21 protein-coding genes are annotated in these 20,866 nt (G+C 48.4%); 16 read left to right on the top strand and 5 right to left on the bottom strand.

Annotation, left to right across the window (positions count from 1 at the left end):
• The first annotated feature begins 23 nt into the window (after positions 1-23).
• Together ACYVB1_RS11100 and ACYVB1_RS11095 are read left to right on the top strand one after the other, a co-directional pair.
• On the top strand, positions 24-2,333 hold the full coding sequence (locus tag ACYVB1_RS11100; RefSeq protein WP_460923645.1) for a TonB-dependent receptor: 2,310 nt from the start codon (positions 24-26) through the stop codon (positions 2,331-2,333).
• On the top strand, positions 2,276-2,641 hold the full coding sequence (locus ACYVB1_RS11095) for a DUF4249 family protein (RefSeq protein ID WP_460923684.1): 366 nt from the start codon (positions 2,276-2,278) through the stop codon (positions 2,639-2,641). The genes ACYVB1_RS11100 and ACYVB1_RS11095 overlap by 58 nt, the downstream gene beginning before the upstream one ends.
• Before the next feature lie 12 nt (positions 2,642-2,653).
• Here the strand turns inward: ACYVB1_RS11095 and ACYVB1_RS11090 are convergent, their stop codons facing one another.
• From ACYVB1_RS11090 to ACYVB1_RS11070, 5 genes are all read right to left on the bottom strand, one after another.
• On the bottom strand, positions 2,654-3,370 hold the full coding sequence (locus ACYVB1_RS11090) for an SAM-dependent methyltransferase (RefSeq protein ID WP_460923644.1): 717 nt from the start codon (positions 3,368-3,370) through the stop codon (positions 2,654-2,656).
• A gap of 157 nt (positions 3,371-3,527) precedes the next feature.
• Positions 3,528-4,298, bottom strand: coding sequence for an alpha/beta fold hydrolase (locus ACYVB1_RS11085; protein WP_460923643.1), 771 nt, complete (start codon positions 4,296-4,298; stop codon positions 3,528-3,530).
• 84 nt (positions 4,299-4,382) lie between these two features.
• The gene (gene selD / locus ACYVB1_RS11080; RefSeq protein ID WP_460923642.1) at positions 4,383-5,435 is read right to left on the bottom strand and encodes a selenide, water dikinase SelD; all 1,053 of its coding nucleotides are present in this window, start codon (positions 5,433-5,435) and stop codon (positions 4,383-4,385) included.
• Positions 5,432-6,466, bottom strand: a complete 1,035-nt coding sequence (mnmH, locus tag ACYVB1_RS11075) for a tRNA 2-selenouridine(34) synthase MnmH (protein ID WP_460923641.1) — start codon at positions 6,464-6,466, stop codon at positions 5,432-5,434. Before mnmH ends, selD begins: the two co-directional genes overlap by 4 nt.
• 3 nt (positions 6,467-6,469) lie before the next feature.
• Positions 6,470-7,183: a pyridoxine 5'-phosphate synthase gene (locus ACYVB1_RS11070; protein ID WP_460923640.1), complete on the bottom strand. Its 714-nt coding sequence runs from the start codon at positions 7,181-7,183 to the stop codon at positions 6,470-6,472.
• A gap of 169 nt (positions 7,184-7,352) precedes the next feature.
• Here ACYVB1_RS11070 and ACYVB1_RS11065 point away from each other — a divergent pair, with 169 nt between their 5' ends.
• From ACYVB1_RS11065 to ACYVB1_RS11000, 14 genes are all read left to right on the top strand, one after another.
• The gene (locus ACYVB1_RS11065) at positions 7,353-7,814 is read left to right on the top strand and encodes a GatB/YqeY domain-containing protein (RefSeq protein WP_460923639.1); all 462 of its coding nucleotides are present in this window, start codon (positions 7,353-7,355) and stop codon (positions 7,812-7,814) included.
• A gap of 237 nt (positions 7,815-8,051) precedes the next feature.
• On the top strand, positions 8,052-8,570 hold the full coding sequence (locus tag ACYVB1_RS11060; RefSeq protein WP_460923638.1) for a CvpA family protein: 519 nt from the start codon (positions 8,052-8,054) through the stop codon (positions 8,568-8,570).
• A gap of 167 nt (positions 8,571-8,737) precedes the next feature.
• Entirely contained in the window at positions 8,738-9,307 is a 570-nt protein-coding gene (locus ACYVB1_RS11055; protein WP_460923637.1) for an anthranilate synthase component II, read from the top strand.
• Between the two features lie 51 nt (positions 9,308-9,358).
• Positions 9,359-10,135, top strand: a complete 777-nt coding sequence (locus ACYVB1_RS11050; RefSeq protein ID WP_460923636.1) for an alpha/beta fold hydrolase — start codon at positions 9,359-9,361, stop codon at positions 10,133-10,135.
• Complete coding sequence (locus ACYVB1_RS11045) at positions 10,132-10,800, top strand: CBS domain-containing protein (RefSeq protein ID WP_460923635.1); 669 nt, start codon at positions 10,132-10,134, stop codon at positions 10,798-10,800. Before ACYVB1_RS11050 ends, ACYVB1_RS11045 begins: the two co-directional genes overlap by 4 nt.
• Positions 10,801-10,812: 12 nt before the next feature.
• Positions 10,813-12,201, top strand: a complete 1,389-nt coding sequence (locus ACYVB1_RS11040) for a BamA/TamA family outer membrane protein (protein WP_460923634.1) — start codon at positions 10,813-10,815, stop codon at positions 12,199-12,201.
• A gap of 9 nt (positions 12,202-12,210) precedes the next feature.
• Positions 12,211-13,098 carry an NAD kinase gene (locus ACYVB1_RS11035; protein WP_460923633.1) on the top strand — a complete coding sequence of 296 codons (888 nt, stop codon included), beginning with the start codon at positions 12,211-12,213 and terminating at the stop codon, positions 13,096-13,098.
• Positions 13,099-13,226: 128 nt separating this feature from the next.
• Positions 13,227-14,222, top strand: coding sequence for a DUF6089 family protein (locus tag ACYVB1_RS11030; protein WP_460923632.1), 996 nt, complete (start codon positions 13,227-13,229; stop codon positions 14,220-14,222).
• A 48-nt stretch (positions 14,223-14,270) separates the two neighbouring features.
• Positions 14,271-15,068, top strand: a complete 798-nt coding sequence (porG, locus tag ACYVB1_RS11025) for a type IX secretion system protein PorG (RefSeq protein WP_460923631.1) — start codon at positions 14,271-14,273, stop codon at positions 15,066-15,068.
• 59 nt (positions 15,069-15,127) lie between these two features.
• Positions 15,128-15,871: an isoprenyl transferase gene (locus ACYVB1_RS11020; RefSeq protein WP_460923630.1), complete on the top strand. Its 744-nt coding sequence runs from the start codon at positions 15,128-15,130 to the stop codon at positions 15,869-15,871.
• Positions 15,872-15,882: 11 nt separating this feature from the next.
• Positions 15,883-18,360, top strand: a complete 2,478-nt coding sequence (bamA, locus tag ACYVB1_RS11015) for an outer membrane protein assembly factor BamA (RefSeq protein ID WP_460923629.1) — start codon at positions 15,883-15,885, stop codon at positions 18,358-18,360.
• Between the two features lie 15 nt (positions 18,361-18,375).
• On the top strand, positions 18,376-19,026 hold the full coding sequence (locus ACYVB1_RS11010; RefSeq protein ID WP_460923628.1) for an OmpH/Skp family outer membrane protein: 651 nt from the start codon (positions 18,376-18,378) through the stop codon (positions 19,024-19,026).
• Positions 19,027-19,058: 32 nt separating this feature from the next.
• Entirely contained in the window at positions 19,059-19,670 is a 612-nt protein-coding gene (locus ACYVB1_RS11005; RefSeq protein WP_460923627.1) for an OmpH/Skp family outer membrane protein, read from the top strand.
• Positions 19,671-19,757: 87 nt separating this feature from the next.
• Positions 19,758-20,792 (top strand): RluA family pseudouridine synthase, encoded by a 1,035-nt coding sequence (locus ACYVB1_RS11000; RefSeq protein WP_460923626.1) that lies wholly within the window; start codon positions 19,758-19,760, stop codon positions 20,790-20,792.
• Positions 20,793-20,866: the final 74 nt, after the last annotated feature.

Genomic DNA, 20,866 nt, shown 5'->3' with positions numbered 1-20,866 from the left:
AGGCCTAAAGTCTCACGCTGCTCATGTTCAGAAAATTTTGCTGCTACCTGCTACCTGTACTAGTTGTTTTGCTGCCGGGCATCAAGTGCTTTGCTCAAGGCAAAACGCATACACTTGCAGGAGTGGTATCAGATCTGTCTGGTGTTCCTTTGGCTGGAGCTTACTTGCAGATCAACCCCGGCAGCAAGACAGTGGCTGCCGATGAGAAGGGGCATTTTAGCGTGCAACTGACAGAAGGCATTTACCAGGTTGAATGCCAGTATCTGGGTATGGAGGTGTTTTCCACAAAAGTTACGCTAAGCAAAAACACACAGCTGCGGCTTAGGTTAAAGCCCAGGACTACGAGCCTCAAACAGGTGGAAATATCTGCAAAGAGCTCGATGGATGTGAACTCCACCAACATGGGCAGTACCTACATGGACGCGAAGCTACTTTCCCGGATGCCTGCTCTGCTGGGTGAGGTGGACGTGATCAGGTCAGTAGCCAGCTTGCCGGGGGTGGTGAGCGCAGGAGAGGGAACAGGCGGCTTTTATGTGCGCGGCGGCAGCGCCGACCAGAATCTGGTGCTTTTAGATGATGTGCCGGTGTTTAATGCCTCACATTTGTTCGGATTCTTCTCCGTATATAATCCTGATGTGCTAAAAAGCTATACTTTGCATCGCAGTGGTATATCGGTGAGGTATGGCGGCCGCATCTCTTCTATACTGGATGTGGAAATGCAGGAGGGCAACAGCGAGGAAATACGCTATCAGGCCGGCATATCCCCTGTTTCGGCCAAATTCAGCCTGGAAGGGCCACTTAGCCCGAAGCTGACTGTAGTGCTGGCAGGCCGGGGCGCTTATCCTACTTACCTGTTAAGAATGTTTAAGAGCGAGAACATCAGGAACAGCGCGGCACATTTTTATGACGTTAACCTAAAAGCCAGTTATAAGGTTAGCGAGAATAGCAGCCTTGCCTTCTCGTCCTACCACAGTGCCGATGGCTTTAAATTTCCTTACGACACCACCTATAGCTGGACAAATACACTTGGCAGCCTGAAATGGAAGCAAGTATATGGCCAGAGCCTGAGCAGTACCATTACCCTCGCCAAAAGTATTTACGACAACAACACAGAGGGGACAGCCACCGGAGAGGAGTTTAACTTGAACTCAGGTGTAGATTTTACGCAGGCAAAAGCCGACTTTGGCTACTTCGGGCTTAAAAGCCACTCTTTTGACTTTGGCGGCGGAGTGTCTAATTATACTATCCAGCCCGGTAAGCTGGAACCTTATGGCACATCCAGCCTAAACCCCCGGACACTGCAGGAAGACAAGGGGGCAGAATACCACGGCTACGTTAACGACGAGATTCGCTTCAACGACAGGCCGTCTGTGTCGGTAGGCTTAAGATATTCTTATTTTGCCAAGCGAGGCCCCACTGATGTGTACCTGTATGAGAACGGGAGGCCGAGGAGCGAAACCTCTATCACAGACACGCTGGTGTATGGTGATAACACAACGGTGCAGTCGTATCAGGGCCTGGAGCCCCGTGCCGCTGTAAAATACTCTGTTGGTGCTAACAGTTCGCTGAAAGCCAGCTACAGCCGCATGCGGCAGTACATACAGTTGGTGTCGAACACGGCTGCTATCACTCCCGTGGATGTATGGAAGCTATCTAATAACTACCTGGAGCCCCAGGTGGCGGACCAGTGGTCGGTAAGCTATTTACATGTAGACCGGAACAATGCGTATGAGCTGAGTTGGGAGCTATACTACAAAGCACTCAGCAACCAGCTGGATTACAAAGATGGAGCTGTGCTGCTCCTAAACCCGGTTTTAAAGGCAGATATATTGTCGGGCGACGGGGTGGCCTATGGCTCGGAATGGCTGTTAAAGAAAAACACGGGCCGCCTGAGTGGCTGGCTAAGCCAGACTTATTCCCGGTCGTTCAGAAAGATTGACGGGGAAACGCCGGAGGAAACGATTAACGGCGGAGTGTGGTACCCATCAGATTATGACAAACCTCTTAACCTGAACATTTTCACAAATTATCAACTGTGGCCTAGGTGGACAGGCTCTGCTAACTTTACCTATACCACAGGCAGGCCCATGGCCGCATCAGACTCGTGGTACAGGTACTACGGCCATACCTTTGCGAACTACACCGGCAGAAACCAGCCACGGATGTCTGACTACCACCGGCTGGATGTTTCGCTGAACTACAATTTTAACGGAGGCAGGAAAGTAGAGTATACCGGGAGTGTCTCTGTGTACAACTTGTATTCCCGGAAAAACGCATACTCAGCCTTTTTCCGGGAATACTATGGCAGCATCCCCGGTGCATCCTGGGCATAAAGCATAAACTAAGGGTCTATCAGCATTCCCTCACTGAGGATGCCTATAATTTCTTCCGGATGATGGAGCAGCAAAGGCAAAGTACGGGTACCGTATTCGACCCGCCTCCTGCCCAGGTGAAAGGAAACATGTTCAACGTGGAAGATGAGGAGGAACAGGTGATCGGTTTTTTCGATGCCTCTGCTGTAAGTATGAAAGAGGTGATTATCCAGGCAGAGGATATCCAGTACCCCGTTCCTCCTTTCCAGTGGCCCGACGATTGCCGTACCATACCTGGCGCTACTACCGGGGTGCCGGCAGGCTGGTAACGTAAAGCTAAGTTACTTATAAATCAGAAACACCGCTGGTTGCTTGTGTATGTCCGGTAGCTTACCGTGCCACTGCTGTATTGTCTTGGTCTGGATGAACTCGTGCTCCGGTGAGGTAATGTTGGCGGCAATACACAGCCGTGTTTCCGGGTGTAGTATTTGTAATAGATCTTCCAGCAGTTTATTGTTGCGGTAAGGCGTTTCCATGAAAATCTGAGTCTGGTTACGTTGCTGCATCTCCTTTTCCAAGTTCCGCAGCGTCTGAATACGGTCCCGCTTCTCTATTGGCAGGTAGCCATGGAAGGCGAACTGCTGTCCGTTAAACCCACTGCCCATCAGGCTCAGTAAAATGGCGGAGGGGCCGGCAAAAGGCACTACTCTGACGTTCTTCTGGTGCGCGTGTTTTACCACCTCTGCGCCCGGATCGGCTATGCCGGGGCAACCGGCCTCCGAAATAATACCGGCATCTTTTCCTTCGTCTAATAAGGGTTTCAGCGATGCCTGCACCTGTGCCGGAGTGGCATCTTTATCTACCTGCACAAAAGTGAGTTGTTCTATCACCAGCTCCGGGCAAATGCTTTTCACGTAACGGCGGGCTGTGCGGAGGTTCTCCACTATAAAATACGTCAGGTGCTGCACCGTTTCCTTCACCTGCGGCGAAATTACCTGGTCAGCTGTGCCCTCAGCGAGGATGGTCGGGATTAAGTAGAGTGTGCCGGTCTTTTTCATGGTGCAAAAGTAGCGCTTAAGTTGCTAAATGTTGATTTTTAGATGTAACGCAGTATTTAAAAGAAAACTGCCACGGCTGTTTTGCGGTGGCAGTTTTTGTTATCATAGACTGGGTTTCACAGGCCCTCTCCGTGCGTAGAGAAGCTTTAAGAAAAAATCAGTCTGTACTCAGAAACCGGGTAACCAGGTCGTACACCTTATCTGGTGCCTGGGCGTGCACCCAATGTCCGGCCTCTGGTATGGTTTCTACCTCTACCAGCGTAAACAGGTGCTCAATACTGCCATATATATCTTCTGGCTGTATGTACCTCGACCTGCCGCCTTTGATGAAAAGGGTGCTCTTTTTGAAAGGCACGTCTGCCGTGATGCCGGCAGCTATATGTTCATAGTTCTTCTCAATGGCATCCAGGTTCATGCGCCAGGCAAAGGTGCTGTCTTCCGTGCGGTAGAGGTTTTTCATCAGGAAAAGCCGTACATCAGGTTCCGAGATATACTTTGCCAGTTGCTCGTCTATTTCGTTGCGGCTCGTAACACCTTCCAGGTTCACGGACTGCAAGGCCTCTATAATCTCATCGTGATGCGGAGGATAGGCTTTGGGGGCAATGTCAACTACAATCAGTTTCGTAAGGCGGGTGGGGTACTTCAGGGCAAATTTCATGGCTACCTTGCCTCCCATGGAATGTCCCATGATGGCTGGTGTCGAAATTTTTAAATCATCTATGAGGCGCAGCACATCATCGGCCATTACATCATAATTATGCTCCTCGTTGTGTGGTGAGCGTCCGTGGTTGCGCAGGTCTACCAGAAAGACATTGTAATGCTCCGCTAAACGCTTTGCCAGTGTTTGCCAGTTATCTAATGTGCCAAACAAACCGTGCAGAATAAGCAGCGGCTGCCCATGGCCCATTTCTTTATAGTGTAGTTTCATGTTCAAATTATCAGTTAACAATTAACAGCTTTTTCAGCTTACGGATGTACAGGCGAAGTTGATGAAAGTGGTACGGCTGAATCCTTATAATACCTTTATCAGCTTCTCCTCCGCTTCACGCTCTTTGAGTATGCCGAAAGGCTGCAGCTGCAATCCGAATTCCTTGAATACCTGCAGGACTTCTTCTTTTCCGGCCGGGTCTACGGCCACTAAGAGACCGCCGCTGGTTTGTGGATCACAGAGGAGGTGTTTCTGGTCTGGCGTAAGGTCGGCTATTTTGTGTCCGTAGCTGTCGAAGTTGCGGTGGGTACCACCGGGTATGGCTTTTTGTGCCATATACTCCAGCGCCTCCGGCAGCACAGGCACTTTATCAAAGTAGACTTCAGCAGATACACTGCTGCCTTCGCACATTTCAGAAAGGTGCCCTAGTAAACCAAAGCCGGTCACGTCGGTCATCGCTTTAACCGCCTCCAGCAGCCCCAGCGTTGCTCCTATCTTGTTCAGCTGCATCATGAGCTGTGGCGCAAGTTGCGCGTGCTCCGGCTTTAATATGCCCTTTTTCTGCGCTGTGGTAAGCATGCCCACGCCTAAAGGCTTCGTCAGGTACAGTTCGCAGCCTGCGGTGGCGGTGTCGTTTTGCTTCAGGTTTACGATATCTACCATGCCGGTTACTGCCAACCCAAAAATCGGCTCAGGGCTGTCGATGCTGTGCCCGCCCGCCAGGGGGATACCGGCTTCGTGGCAGATGCTGCGGCTGCCCTCTATCACGCGTTTAGCAACTTCCGGTGCCAGTTTATCTACCGGCCAGCCCAGTACCGCAATCGCCATCATAGGCGTGCCGCCCATGGCATACACATCCGAGATAGCATTGGCAGAGGCAATACGGCCGAAGTCGTAAGCATCATCCACAATTGGCATAAAGAAGTCGGTAGTACTGATGGTGGCACGGCCATTCCCAATATCATAGACAGCGGCATCATCGCGGGAGCTGTTGCCTACCAGCAGGTTCTTGTTCTCAGGGTAGCTGATGTCCGTGTGCAGGATAGTGTCAAGTACTTTAGGTGATATCTTGCAGCCACAGCCTGCGCCGTGGCTGTACTGGGTTAAGCGTATTTCTTGTTCAGGTGTATCTTTCATGGTTGAATTAAATTTTTCTGAAGGGCAAACTCCAGTACCCGTTGCGCATTTTCCTGTGGGTCGATGCTGTTTAAAGCTAGTGGCAGTACCTGCCGCTTATCAGCAAGCTGGTAGGTATACGCCTTGTCGTAATAAGTAAGGGCGATGTCTACCATTTTCTCCATATCGCCTGCAGTAATGGCTTCCAAAGCTTCTTTTGTGGCCAGACCTCCTAATCGTTTTTTTATCTTCAGGATGGAAGCCTCCAGCAAGGTTTTGTCGGTGCGGCAGTACTCTTCGGCCAGCTTCTGTACACGCAGGTGTTTGGATATTTCCAGCACAATAGTCGGCGCTTCCTGCATCCGGTCGAAGAGCGGTTTGGGCGTGACTACGCGGCCAATGGTGATACTTTCGTCCTCCAGCCAGAGTGTCTGCTGCTCGTTTACTTTTAACAGCTCCATACCCAGCAGATTCTCAAAATGCTCTGTGCTGGGTTGGGGTGGCATGCCGATGCTTCCAAAAGCGGAACCTTTGTGGTTAGCCAGCCCTTCCAGGTCTACAATTTGCTGGCCGAGTTGCTGCAGGTGGGGGAGAAGGTCTGTTTTTCCGCTACCGGTCAGGCCGCTGATTATCAGCAAAGGCCATGGCTTCCGGAACTGCTCCTGCATGAGGTGGCGGTAAGCTTTGTAGCCGCCCTGCAACAGGTGTACTTTAAAGCCGGAAAAATCAAGCAGCCAGGCCATTGCCCCGCTGCGCATGCCGCCGCGCCAGCAATGCACCAGCAGCTCTTTGTCCTGTGCCAGCTTACCAGCTTTCTGCACAAAAGCTGACATCTTGGGGCCGAACAGGTCCAGGCCCAGGAGCACTGCCGGGTCATGGCCCTGTTGCTTATAGGCTGTGCCGATAACAGCACGCTGAGAATCATCAAAAATAGGGAAAGAGTGCGCCTGCGGAATGTGCCCCACCTCGTATTCTTTAGGAGCGCGCACATCCAGCACCGGCAGCTGCGCTGCCTTCTGCATGAACTCTTCTATGGTTATCGTATTCACCATTTGTTACTTAAGCTGGCGAAGGTACAGCTGGATAGTATTCTCCAGCCCATAATAGAGTGCATCGCAGATAAGGGCATGGCCAATACTCACCTCTGCCAGTTCAGGCAGGTTATTTTTCAAATATTTCAGGTTGTCCAGATCCAGGTCGTGGCCGGCATTAATGCCGAGGCCAAGCTGCTGTGCTTTTAATGCTGCCTTTGTATAAGGGGCAATAGCCTGCTCCGGGTTAGCGTGGTAGCCCTTGGCGTAGGCTTCTGTATAAAGCTCTATCCTGTCTGTGTTAACCCGTGCGGCGCCTTCCACCATTCCCTCATCCGGATCAACAAAAATGGAAACGCGCATGCCGCTTTCCTGTAACTCTAATATGGTTTGGGTCAGAAAGTCCCTGTGCCGGATGGTGTCCCAGCCTGCGTTGGAGGTAATGGCATCGGGAGCATCAGGCACCAGTGTCACCTGGTCTGGCTTTACCTCCTTTACCAGTTTCAGAAAGTCTGGTGTTGGGTTGCCTTCTATGTTGAATTCTGTAGTCACCACTTCTTTCAGGTCATACACATCGCGGTAGCGGATATGGCGCTCGTCAGGGCGGGGATGCACCGTAATGCCTTGTGCCCCGAAGCGTTCACAATCTTTAGCTGCCTGTACAACATTTGGTCGGTCGCCGCCACGGGCATTCCGTAAAGTGGCTATTTTGTTTATATTTACACTCAGTTTGGTCATGGGTATAAGATTTTTTCTGACGGTGCGCTTAAGCACCTCTTTTCAAATGACTAAATTAAGCGAATTTTGTTTAAGATGCTTTAAATGGCGCTGCGCCTGGTAGCGTATACCCAGGCATTGGCGGTTTAAGCCGCTTTACTTAAAAGATAAAACACCAATAGAAAGAACTATGACATTAAAAGAACGCATCGACGCTGACATTAAGCAGGCCATGCTGGCGAAGGATAAGGCCCGCTTGCAGGCGCTAAGAAGTATAAAGTCGCAGATATTGCTGGCAGAAACGGAGAAAGGCGGCACAGAAGGCATCTCACAGGAAACAGAACTAAAGCTTTTGACAAAGGCTGCCAAGCAGCGCCGTGAATCAGCAGAGTTGTATGCCAAGCAGGGCCGCGCAGATTTAGAAGAAGTGGAGTTGACAGAACTGGCTGTGATAGAGCAGTACCTGCCACAACAGCTGGATGAAGGCGACCTGCGCACGCGCCTTCTGGAAATTATATACCGTGTTGGTGCCACCGGGCCATCAGACATGGGCAGGGTAATGGGCGTGGCCTCTAAAGAGCTGGCCGGTCAGGCAGACGGACGGGCTATTTCAAGTGCGGTTGGTGACCTGCTTAACAATACTGATTTTTAATGATTCCATCACCAGTGCCACATTGCAGGTGGCGCTGGTGATGGGGTATATACATTGTAGTGCTGCTAGTAGGAATATTTTTTGAAGTGGCATACAGAGAAGCATCATGCTGCCTTTTGTCACGGTAACAGCTGGTCTGGTTTATGTTGGATTCTAATATAAACCGCATTCCGGCTTTTTCTGTCTTGGCCATATTGCCAATGGCTTCATTTCTGGCATCTAATATCTTGTATCGTAATGAGCACATTTGATTTTTTTCTGGCTATTCCCATTGCCTATGGCGCGTTTCAGGGTTTTCGGAAAGGCCTTTTGTTGGAGCTGGTGTCGTTGGTGGCGCTGGTGCTGGCTATACTGGGCGGCTTAAAGCTGCTGGACACCGCGCTGCCCATGATGGAAGGTGTAGTGGGAGATGCACATGGGCTGCTGCCCTACGTTACGTTCCTGATCGTGTTTGTGGGGATTATCCTGCTGATACACCTGGGAGGCTTACTGCTGAAAAAGGTAATCGACTTTACACCCTTTGGGTTCTTTGATAATTTTTTAGGAGGTATCCTGGGTGCGCTGAAGTGGTGTGTGGCGCTAAGCCTGCTGCTGTACGTATCTGATATGGCTGGTATCAGTGTTTCCGCTGACACGGCAACAGCCTCGATGGTATACCCGGTGGTGCTTAAAACTACGCCTTACGCACTCGATATTCTAAGTTATGTGCTTCCTTTCGTAAAAGCGCTCATCAGCTCACTTAAACACCATTTTTAGAAGTTAGAAAGTTAAAAAATTAAAGAGTTAAAAAGTTGAAGAATAAAAGTCGTTCTAAAGTTTACAGACTTCAGCCTCTACTGGAACTGAACTTTAAGTACCTAGAAATTTGTGTTCATGCTATTGCCCAATACACTTTCTAACCCTCTAACTTTTTAACTTCAACCATGCTCCTCCTGCTTGACAATTTTGACTCCTTTACCTATAACCTCGTAGACTATTTCGGGCAGCTGGGGGTAGAAGCTAAGGTAGTGCGGAATGATGTGCCATTGGAGGAGATACAAAAGTTACCCATAGAGGCCATTGTGCTTTCGCCGGGGCCCGGAGCACCAGGGACGGCCGGTAACTTGCCGGAGGTAGTACGCTATTACCACGAGCAGGTGCCTATGCTGGGAATCTGCCTGGGGCACCAGGCCCTGGGTGAATTCTTTGGGGCTACTCTGGAAAAAGGTATCCGGCCAATGCATGGGAAGGTATCGGAAATAGTCTGTGAATTGGATCCTATTTTTGAAGGGCTTCCACAGAAAGTGCCGGTAGTCAGGTATCATTCTCTCATATTGCGCCACACCCCGGAATGCATTGTTCCGTTGGCACATACACAGGATGGTGAGCTGATGGCGTTCCGGCACAGGGACCTGCCGCTTTATGCCTTGCAGTTTCACCCGGAGGCAGCTTTAACCACATATGGTTTGCACATGCTCCGAAATTGGCTTACTATTGCTAATATTGCACATTAAATTGATCGTATACCTCGGAAATACGTTTCTCTAAAAAGTTTTTAAAGTTACATGAATTTACAAGTCAGGCAAGAAGGCGATTTTCAATACATTGACGAAGGAGAAGGAGAAGTGCTACTGCTGTTGCATGGCCTGTTTGGTGCGCTAAGCAACTGGAATGGTGTCGTAGACTACTTCTCAAAGAACTACCGTGTGGTGATTCCGCTCATGCCTATATATGAAATGCCGCTGCACAAGGCTGGAGTATCAGGCCTGGTTTCGTTTGTAGAAGACTTTGTGAAGTTTAAGAAACTGAAAGAACTGACGGTGCTGGGGAATTCTCTCGGGGGGCACGTTGGCCTGGTTTACACGCTGAAAAACGCCGCCATGGTGCAGCGCCTTGTATTAACCGGCAGCTCCGGTTTGTTCGAAGACTCTATGGGAGGTTCTTTTCCGAAGCGTGGCAACTACCAATATGTACAGGAGCGTGTAGGCTATACGTTCTATGATCCAAAAACTGCCACAAAAGAACTGGTGGATGAGGTTTTCTCTATTACGAACAGCAATGCAAAATGCCTGCGTATTATTTCTATCGCAAAATCAGCGCAGCGACATAATATGGCCAAAGATGTCACAAACATTAAGGTGCCAACGTTGTTAATCTGGGGACTGAACGATACAATTACTCCTCCGCTTGTAGGGCATGAGTTTAACAGGCTCATCGAGAATTCAGAATTATATTTCATTGATAAGTGCGGACATGCTCCAATGATGGAACATCCGGAGAAGTTTAACAGTATCTTAGAAAGGTATTTAATTAAAACACCTATAACCGCGACAGCTACATGATTGCAGAAGAACTCATCAACCAAATGATCCCGCCGCTGAAGCTCTACGATACCGTAGACAAAGCTTTGCGTTGGATGGATGAGTTCCGCGTGAATGAACTGCCCGTGGTGAGCAACCGCAAATACATGGGGCTGGCCACAGAGTTGAGCCTGATTGAACTGCACGACCGCAACCAGGCCCTGAAAGAACTGGAACTGGAGTACCAGGATGTGCACGTGATGCAGCGCCAGCACTTTTATGATGTGATGGAGGCGGCTATTAAAAACCGGATACAGGTGGTGCCCGTGCTCGATGATGATCAGGAATACATGGGCATTATCACGATAAATGATACTTTAGCAGCGTTTGGACAAATGTCGGCGTTGCAGGGGCAGGGAAGTATTCTGGTGCTCTCTATGCCAGAGCGCGACTACTCGCTTAGCCAGATCAGCCGCCTGATTGAAGAGGAAAACACCAAAATCCTGAGTGCCTACGTGTCGCCGGATGAGATGGATCCTTACCAGATAAAGCTTACCCTGAAGCTGAATACCACCGATCTTTCCCGGATTATAGCCACTCTGGAGCGTTTCGAGTACCGAATAACGGCTCAGTTCAACGATAACAGCACAGATAACGACGTAGGGCGCGACAGGTTAGACATGCTGCTCAAATACCTCGATATTTAATCTGGCGCGGTGATGCAGCTGCGTTTCCTCTTTCTTTTTCTTTTTTTGTGGATAAGTGTGGCCACACAGGCCCAAACCTGCGAGGATCCCCAGCTGGTAATAGCAGGTATTACGCTTGCTGGCAATGAAGTAACTAAAAAGCAGGTCATGCTGCAGGAACTCACTTTTGCTCCCGGCGATACAATGCGCGCCGATGAGTTGGAGCAACTGCTGGAGGCAAACCGGAAGCGCTTGTTTAACCTGCGACTGTTTCATTATGTAAACTATAAGTACACCTGCAATCATGGCTTGGTGCAGGTGCAGTACGAAGTACAGGAGCGCTTCTATCTTTACCCTGTTCTGATTTTCGATTTTGCGGACCGTAATTTTAATGCCTGGCTGGAGAAAAAGGACTGGGGCCGCATAGATTATGGCGCCAGTCTGGTGCGCCGCAACTTCAGGGGCCGAAACGAAGACGTGCGGGTGCGGGTGCAGCGGGGCTTCAACAAGCGACTGGAGTTTTCTTACCGTATGCCTTACATCAGCCGCAGGCATAACCTGGGTGCTGAGTTTAGTGTGGCAGACTATAGAAGCCGTACCATCAGCTATACCAACCAAAACAACAGGCAGTACTTTTATGAGCAGGAGGAGGGGTTGCCAATAAAGCGCTCCTCGCTTTCTGTGGGGCTGATGCACCGGCAAAATGTACAGCGGCAGGAGGGGGTGCGGTTGTCGTACCTGAAAGAAGGCATCTCTGACTCAGTGGTTCGCCTGAACCCGGAGTACTATCACAGGGCAGGAGACGAGCGGCAGTATCTGCGGCTAGAACTCTACAAAGTAACCAACCTGCGTAATAATTTTGTATACCCCCTTTCCGGGAGTTATTTTGAGGCCGGTGTGGCACAAAGCTTTTTCTTAAGGCAGTCAGGAGCACCTTTTACCATGTTGCGTACAAAATACGTGAGTTACAACAGGTTTGCGGACAAATATTCCTACATGGTGGGGGCGGAGGGGCAGTTGCGGCTGTCATCTGATTATGCCTTTGCAGACAACCTTGCTCTCGGCTTCAGGTCACTTGTGAGGGGTTACGAGCTTTATGTGGTGGGAGGGCAGCATTATGGCCTTTTTAAACAGAGTTTAACAAGAGAGCTGCTTCATATTGAAAGCATAAAACTTAAATTTATCCGGAACCCTAAGTTTAATAACATACCTTTGTCTTTGTACCTTAACGCTTTTACAGATGCCGGCTATGTGGTGGATAGGGTATTTCAGGAGAGCAACCCACTAACAAACCGCCTGCTACTGGGCGGAGGTATGGGCGTGCACCTGGTTACCTTCTATGATATTGTGTTGCGGCTGGAGTATTCTGTTAACAGGGAAGGAGGTAAGGGTTTTTACTTCAGCACAGGGTTCCCCTTTTAACCTACAACGATGAGAATAGCTATACTTGGAAAACCTTTTAGTGATACCATCGCACCTTTTATCCAGATGCTCTTCGATGAGTTGCAGCGGCGGAAAGCTGATTTGTTGCTGGTGGAACACTTCCACCTGTTTCTTAAAAACACCCTGAACCTGCCTACCGGTATTCAAACCTTTAGCAGGGGCGACAAACTCGAGGACGTGGATGTGGTGCTCAGCATTGGAGGCGACGGCACTCTGCTCGATACAGTAACGTATGTGGGAGAGCAGCAGATCCCGATCCTGGGTATCAATACAGGGCGTTTGGGTTTTCTGGCTACCATACCATACGATAGCATAAATGTTGCACTGGATGCGCTTTACAAAGGGCACTACACCCTCGACGACAGAGCTTTGATACGAGTGGATTCTGACCAGGAAGTGTTTGACGGTATCAACTTTGGGCTGAATGAGTTTAGTGTACTAAAACGAGACACCTCATCCATGATAGTGGTACACACGTACATAGATGGAGAGTACCTGAACTCGTATTGGGCTGATGGTTTAGTGGTCGCAACACCAACAGGTTCCACAGGGTATTCCCTTAGCTGCGGAGGGCCCTTGGTGCTCCCCCAGACCAACAATTTCGTGATCTCACCCGTATGTCCACATAACCTCAATGTTCGGCCCATGATAGTGTCAGACAGGAGTGTGATATCTTTTGAAGTGGAAGGACGCAGCAGTGCTTATCTTGCTTCGTTGGATTCACGTTCTACTGCTGTTGACATGAATGTACAGTTAGCGGTGCGGCGTGAGAACTTCTCAGCCCGGCTTGTAAAGCTCCATCATGTCAACTTTCTCTCGACGCTGCGCAGTAAACTCAATTGGGGGTTAGATAAAAGGAATAATATTATGAAGTAATATTAAATATATTTAATATAAATTTACTTAATTCAGTTTTATCCTTATTTTTGTTACACCCCAGGTTGGTAAACATCAACCTGAGGCAGAGTGATAAAGCTGATACCATACTTTAGATTTCGATTACTATGAAGAGATTATGTACTCTTGTGCTTTTGCTTGTTTTTACGCTTACCCTTGTTGCCATTGATGCCGAAGCACAGCGTTTTACACAACGTAAGCGGTACGCTTCTGTGGGTTTAACGTTGGGCGCTACGAACTATTTCGGTGACATTGTGCCGGAGCCGGATTTTACAAGCTTTCGCTTCAAGTCTACAAGGCCCAATGTTGGCATCAGCTATACTTACCGCTACTTTCCCCGTGTGTCCTTCAGAGGGGCTTTCCATTGGGGGCGCATTATGGGCGATGACAGGTTAAGTGCTTCTTTGGACGAAGGTGAGAACGCGGGCCGTTTCATGAGAAACCTTTCGTTCAGAAATGACATCAAGGAATTAAGTGCCGTTGCCATCATCGACCTGTTCGAGAACCGCCAGACATATCGACGCCGTCCGGACTTTGTGCCTTACGGATTTTTTGGCGTAGCTGTTTTTCATCATAACCCGAAAGCATACTATGAGAATGGGTCGCGTGAAGGCTTATCTCCAGCGGACGATATTCCGACCGGATGGTACGAATTACAGCCTTTAGGTACCGAAGGACAGTATGCCCTGAATGGCGAGAATTATCCAGACCCATATAGCCGGGTGCAAATCGCTATTCCATTTGGTTTGGGTGTGCGCTACAAGCTCGACAGAAACTGGGACTTGAACATTGAGATAGGCTGGAGAAAGACCTTTACTGATTACCTGGATGATTCCAGCGGATCTTTTGCCAATAAGTCCGATATCCTGAACGGTGGCGGCGAAAACCCGGTGGCAGCAACTATCCTGCATGACAGGAGCGGTGAGTCCGGTTTTAACACTATTCCGGACCCAAGTGGTACACCTTATAGAATTGTGCCGGGTTTTGGTACTGCTAAAAACAATAAGCGGGGCAACGCCTCAGACGATGATTGGTATATCACCACAGGCATTACGCTGAATTATATTTTAACACCTCGTATCAGAAGTCCGAAGTTTAGATAATATATTTGGGGACGCTTCGTTGCTCAACTAAACCCGGCTAATAATTACATGGCATTACATAATTTTAAAGGCGCACTCCTTATTTGTCTTATACTGCAAATAGGGAGTGCTTTTTTTGGCTACGCTTCTTATGCACAAAGCAAGGATCCTGTTACTACCTCAGAGATTGGAGTAGGTATCGGGGGGGCAAATTATAAAGGAGAACTCTCCCCTAACTACCGTGTGCTTAACAACCAACCTGCACTCACCGTATTTTACCGTCGTGATATGTCGAACGCCATTACGCTTCGAGGCGGGTTAATGGGAAGTCATCGCATTGTAGACAGCAACACCTTTACTGATGAATCCTATGCGGATGACCGTCCCTACCATGCGTACCGGCAGGCAGAGCTCCGCCTCAGCCTGTTAGAGCTATCAGGAGTAATGGAGTATAACTTCCTTGACTATTACGACCCTAAGATGAAGCCGCGCATTTCTCCCTACCTCTTTATCGGGGTGGCAGGCCTGGTTTACAATACAAAGCTTTACTCCGATGAACACACAAAAGGCCGTAGCGAGGAAGGGAATGTGCTGAATCAGCCTTTCGACACGAGAATTGCCGTTTCTGTTCCTTTCGGATTGGGGATAAAGTATGCCCTGAGTAAGCACTGGAACCTGGGTCTGGAGTTCGGCGCGCGTAAGCTTTTTACAGATAATATTGACTCCCTCACAAAGGATGAACCAGCCCACCTGGCTAACCCCTACGACAACGATTGGTACTACTACAACGGTGTCAGCATCTCCTATACATTCTACCGCAACAACTGCCCTCCCGTTTACAAGAAAAAGCCCGGTCTCTTAGATTAAGTTGCAATGTGTCACAAAATTATGATGCTTTTTGTAACTTGCGAGGAAAACGGGTTTTAATGAATCTTAAGGAGAACGTAAACTTAGGCAATTTACCAAGGCATATAGCCGTTATCATGGACGGTAACGGGCGTTGGGCAAAGCAAAGAGGGGGGCTGCGGATATTTGGCCATCAGAATGCTATCAAAGCAGTGCGCGACACTGTGGAAGGTGCAGCTGAACTGGGGGTAGAGTATCTTACCCTCTATGCTTTTTCCACAGAGAACTGGTCACGTCCTAAGGCAGAAGTAACTGCCCTGATGACGCTGCTGGTGTCTACCATTCGCAAAGAAACCGCTACCCTCAATAAAAATAACATTCGCCTGCAAACGATAGGCAACACAGCTAGTTTGCCACAGGCTTGCCAGCGCGAGTTGTTGGAGGCCATAGAGCTTACCAAACAAAACACGCGCATGACGCTGGTGCTTGCCCTCAGCTACAGTGGCCGTTGGGACATTACACAGGCCATGCAGAAAATAGCTGGAGAAGTGGCGGAGGGTAAATTACAGACCAGCGAAGTAAATGAAACTACTGTGGCTGAGCATTTATCTACGGCAGGAATGCCTGACCCTGAGTTGCTTATCCGCACCAGCGGGGAACAACGTATCAGCAATTTTCTGTTGTGGCAGTTAGCTTATACTGAACTTTACATTACAGAGTTGCTTTGGCCTGATTTCAGGAAAGAGAAACTTTATGAGGCAATAATATCTTATCAGAACCGTGAGCGACGCTTCGGTAAGACAAGTGAACAAATTATAAAGTGATAAAAACACTAATGACAAGATTTATCTGGGTGCTCGTATTTATGCTTTTGGCAGGTACGGCCACTTCTCAAGTATTAAATAACCCTGCTCAAACATCTCCCCTTGATTATTCCGAGCCAAAGCAATACCGCATTGGGGGCGTTGAGATAAGTGGGGCCAAGTTCTTAGAGCCTGTAGCGCTGCTTTCTGTTATAGGCCTGAAGGAGGGAGATGAGATTACAGTACCTGGGGAAGATATCAGCCGCGCCATCCAGAAATTGTGGCAGCAAGGCATCCTGGGTGATGTGGAAGTGCTCGCCCGCACAGAAGGAGACCTGATTTACCTCACCTTTGACCTGAAAGAGCGACCACGTTTGTCTGAATACCGTTTTTCAGGCATAGGTAAGTCTCAGGCAGAGGCCCTCCGTGATAAAGTGCCGTTGCAGAGAGGTAAAATTGTTACGGATGCGGTTTTGAACAGCACCCGCAATGTTATCCGCAACTATTACCTTGAAAAAAGCTTCCTGAATGCGAAGATAAATATTACGCAGCGTCCTGACCCGACACTGCCTAACAGTGTGATGCTGAACATTCATGTTGACAAAGGCAACAAAGTAAAGATTGCTGAAATCAACTTTGAGGGCAACGAGGCATTCGCTGACAAAAAACTGCGCCGCCAGCTTAAGAAGACCAAAGAGAAGAAGTGGTATAAAATCTTCACCTCTTCTAAGTATAACCGCACCGAATACGAAAACGACAAGCAACTCCTGCTCGACTTCTATAGCAAAGAAGGCTACCGTGATGCAACCATTGTTTCAGATACTGTGTACCGCATCAGCGATGACAGGCTCGGTATCCGCATTACAGTAGAGGAAGGGCAGCAGTATTACTACCGTAATATCACCTGGAATGGTAACTACATCTACGACGATGCTTACCTGTCGCGGGTACTAGGCATCTCGAAAGGGGATGTGTATAACAAGCAGGAACTGGACAAGCGCCTGAACTACAACCCGGCAGGTATTGATGTGTCTGCTCTGTACCAGAACGACGGCTACCTGTTCTTTAACATCGACCCGGTAGAAGTACGCGTGGAAGGTGACTCGATTGACATTGAGATGCGCGTAACGGAAGGCCCACAGGCAACTATCAACAAGATAACCATCACAGGCAACGACAAAACCAGTGACCATGTGATTCTGCGCGAAATACGCACGCTGCCGGGCCAGAAGTACAGCCGCGACGACCTGATTAGAACGCGAAATGAACTGGCTGCCTTAGGTTACTTTGACCCGGAAACTATTGGTCTGAACCCGGTTCCAAACCCGGCAGAAGGTACAGTAGATATTAATTACAGTGTTGTAGAGCGCCCGAACGACCAGATAAGCCTTTCAGGCGGATGGGGTGGTCCGATTGGTGCCGTAGGTACGGTAGGCCTTACCCTGAACAATTTCTCTACCCGTAAGATGTTCAACCTGTCTGAGTGGAGGCCAGTGCCAACAGGCGATGGGCAGCGATTATCGCTGAACGTGCAGGCAAACGGTAGATATTACCAGTCCTACTCACTTTCTTTCACGGAACCATGGTTGGGTGGCCGCAAGGCGAACTCTCTAACAGCCAGTTTATTTAAAACGATAAGAAGATTCCCTGGTGCGGAGGTAGAAAGCCGCCTGAATGTAGACGGTGCAGCTCTGAGCTTGGGTAGAAGGTTGAATTGGCCGGATAACTTTTTCTACATGAACCATTCCCTGTCTTACAACCGCTACGATGTGAGTAACTACAATATCGGTGGTCTGACAAATGGTTTATCCAACAGTATTTCGCTTACCAACACCTTAGGGCGCTCCAGCATTGACAATCCTACTTTCCCTAGAAGAGGATCTTCGTTTACGCTGAGCGTTAACATGACGCCACCTTACTCGCAAATTGCAGAGAATATAGACCCTACAGAGTACATTGAATTTCATAAATGGATGTTTGATGCCTCTTACTTCATAAACTTGGCAGGGAATTTGGTATTGAATACACGAGCACATTTCGGATTCCTTGGTAGCTATAGCCAGGATAAAGAGCTTGGGCCGTTTGAGCGATTTAAGTTAGGTGGAGCCGGTTTAGGTGGAGGTAATATTTTTGTGGGAACAGAGTACATCGGCTTACGTGGTTATGATGACGAAAGAGTTGTCAACACAAACGAGACAGCACTGCTGAATGCTGGTGGTATAGCTTATAACAAGTTTGTGTTTGAAGCGCGTCAGTTGATTTCACCTAACCCAGCTGCAACGATTTATGGTTTGGCGTTTTTGGAGGCAGGTAACAACTTTGGTTCTTATGCGCAATACAATCCATTTAAGCTTTATCGTTCAGTGGGTGTAGGTGCTAGGATTTTTATGTCGGCCTTCGGATTGCTTGGGTTTGACTATGCCTGGAGACTAGATGATTTGCCAGCTGGAGTTGGGGATCCAAGCAAGCGGGGCATGTTCCACTTTATTATTGGACAGCAGATACGTTAATCCAAAGGAATTAGTATGAGAAAGTTTTTGTTCGTCTTTGTAGCAGGCTTTTTATTAGCGTCAGTTTCGCATGCACAGAAGATTGGCTATATTGACTCAAACTTTATCCTGAGTAAAATGCCTGCTTTTAATAAAGTGCAGCAGGAAATGGACAAATACGCCGCTGCCTGGCAAAAAGAAGTAGAACTGTTGCAGCAGGAATCAGACAAGCTGAAGCAGGATTATAAAGCGGAAGAAGTGCTGCTTACAGAGCAGATGAAGAAAAAGAGGCAGGCTGAAATAACCAAAAAAGATAATGAGCTGCGTGACTATCAGCGAAAGGTTTTTGGATATGAAGGCATGATGTTTAAGCGCCGGCAGGAGTTGATGCGGCCGGTACAGGACGAAGTGTTCACAGCTGTCGAAAAAGTATCGAAGTCGAAAGGTGTTCAGATAATGTTTGATAAATCAGGCGATTTAGTGATGATTTATACAAACCCGGTACACGACTATACAGAGTATGTATTAGAGGAGCTAGGCTTAGCATCAGACAGAAAAAACCAGCCGGGCCAGACACCGGCAAACAGTATTGTAGACGATCCGGCTAACTTACCGGATGTAGGTACTGAGGAACAACAGGAAACGCAGCCTGCTGTAAAAGGAAATAAAAAGAAGTCTAACAACTAACTAAAACTAACATATTACTAATTTTCCAACCAATGATGAACAAGATTAAAACATTAGTAGCAGCGTTCTTACTGATAAGCTTTGCGTCTTTCGCACAGACCAGCGACCAGCCGCTTAAAATTGGTTATACAAATGTAGAATACATCCTGCTACAGATGCCTGAAAGCAAGCAAATCGAGTCTGAGCTGAAAACACACAGCACACAGCTTGAAAATCAGCTTAAGACAAAGTATGCTGAATACGAGACAAAGCTGCAGGCTTATGAGAAAAGTGCCGCAACAATGGATAAAGTAGTGCGCGACGACAAAGAGAAAGAGTTGATGAACCTGAACAGCTCTATCCAGGAGTTTCAGCGCAGTGCGCAGGCCTCTTTACAGCAAAAGGAGAAGTCTCTGGTAGATCCTGTAATCGCTAAGATTGACAAAGCTATCAAAGACGTAGCAAAAGAGAATGGCTATACTTACGTTATCAGCAACCAGGCATTACTTGCTGGTCCGGAAGATGGCGACATTTCTCCAATTGTTCTAAAGAAGTTAGGTGTTGATCCTGCTAAAGCGCAGCAGACGCCAGAGCCAGCTGCGACAAAGCCAGCTGCCACTACTACTCCAGCTAAAACGAACACAGCAAAGAAGAAGAACAAATAAATTTAACTTCTTTAATAAGTACAGGAAAGCCGATGTGTATACTTCGGCTTTCTTTTTTTGTTTGAACCTTTCGTATACCTGATTCACGTGATAGATTATACTGAAACAGAAGAGAATGCAGAAGACTCGGACGAGCTCTATGAGCATCACCGCATTGTAGTGGACAAGGGGCAGGCACTGCTGCGCCTGGACAAGTTCCTGATGGACCGCCTGCCCAACGTAACCCGCAATAAGTTACAAGGTGCTATTCGCTCTGAGTCGGTGCAGGTAAACCAGAAGCCGGTTAAGGTCAGCTACAAGGTAAAGCCACAGGATGTTATAACCATTACCCTGGCAGAGCCGCCGCGTGATACCGATGTAGTACCGGAGAATATTCCGCTGGACATTATGTACGAGGATGAGGAGTTGCTACTGGTGAATAAGCCGGCAGGAATGGTGGTACATCCCGCTTATAACAACTGGACCGGCACGCTTGTAAACGCATTAACCTATTACCTCCAGAACCTGCCTACATCCCGAAACGGAGAAGGGAGGCCGGGACTTGTCCACCGCATCGATAAAGATACTTCAGGCCTGCTGGTCATTGCCAAGACAGACTACAGTATGGCTTACCTGGCAAAACAGTTTTTTGACCATAGCATTGAGCGTACCTACTATGCATTAGTCTGGGGGGTTCCCAAAGATAATCAAGGTACTGTTACAGGCCATGTAGGACGCAGTGCCAAGGATAGGAAGGTAATGGCTGTTTACCCTGAAGGAGACTATGGCAAACATGCTGTAACACATTATAAGGTGCTGCGCAGCTTTAAGTATGTATCGTTGGTACAATGCAACCTGGAAACAGGGAGGACGCACCAGATACGGGCGCATATGAAGTACATAGGCCATCCTCTTTTTTCAGATGCCATGTATGGTGGCGATAAGATTCTGAGCGGCTCCCCAACTGGTACCTATAAATCATTTGTAGAAAATGCTTTCAAGGTAATGCCAAGGCAGGCCTTGCATGCCAAGTCCCTTGGTTTCAAACATCCTGCTACCAAGCAAATGATGCAGTTTGAAACGGAGCTACCTGAGGATTTCGCTGCCGTACTGGCTAAATGGGAGTTGTACGAAGGGCAGTAAGTTCTTTTGTATTCCACATCTTTTGAGCCATTTGACCTTCCCGCCTCGTGCTGCGAATTTGAAGCTGCCGGGGA

This window comes from Pontibacter brevis (genome assembly GCF_054779655.1).
The sequence above is the reverse complement of the archived record's forward strand: the minus strand, read 5'-3'. Positions and strand labels throughout refer to the sequence as shown.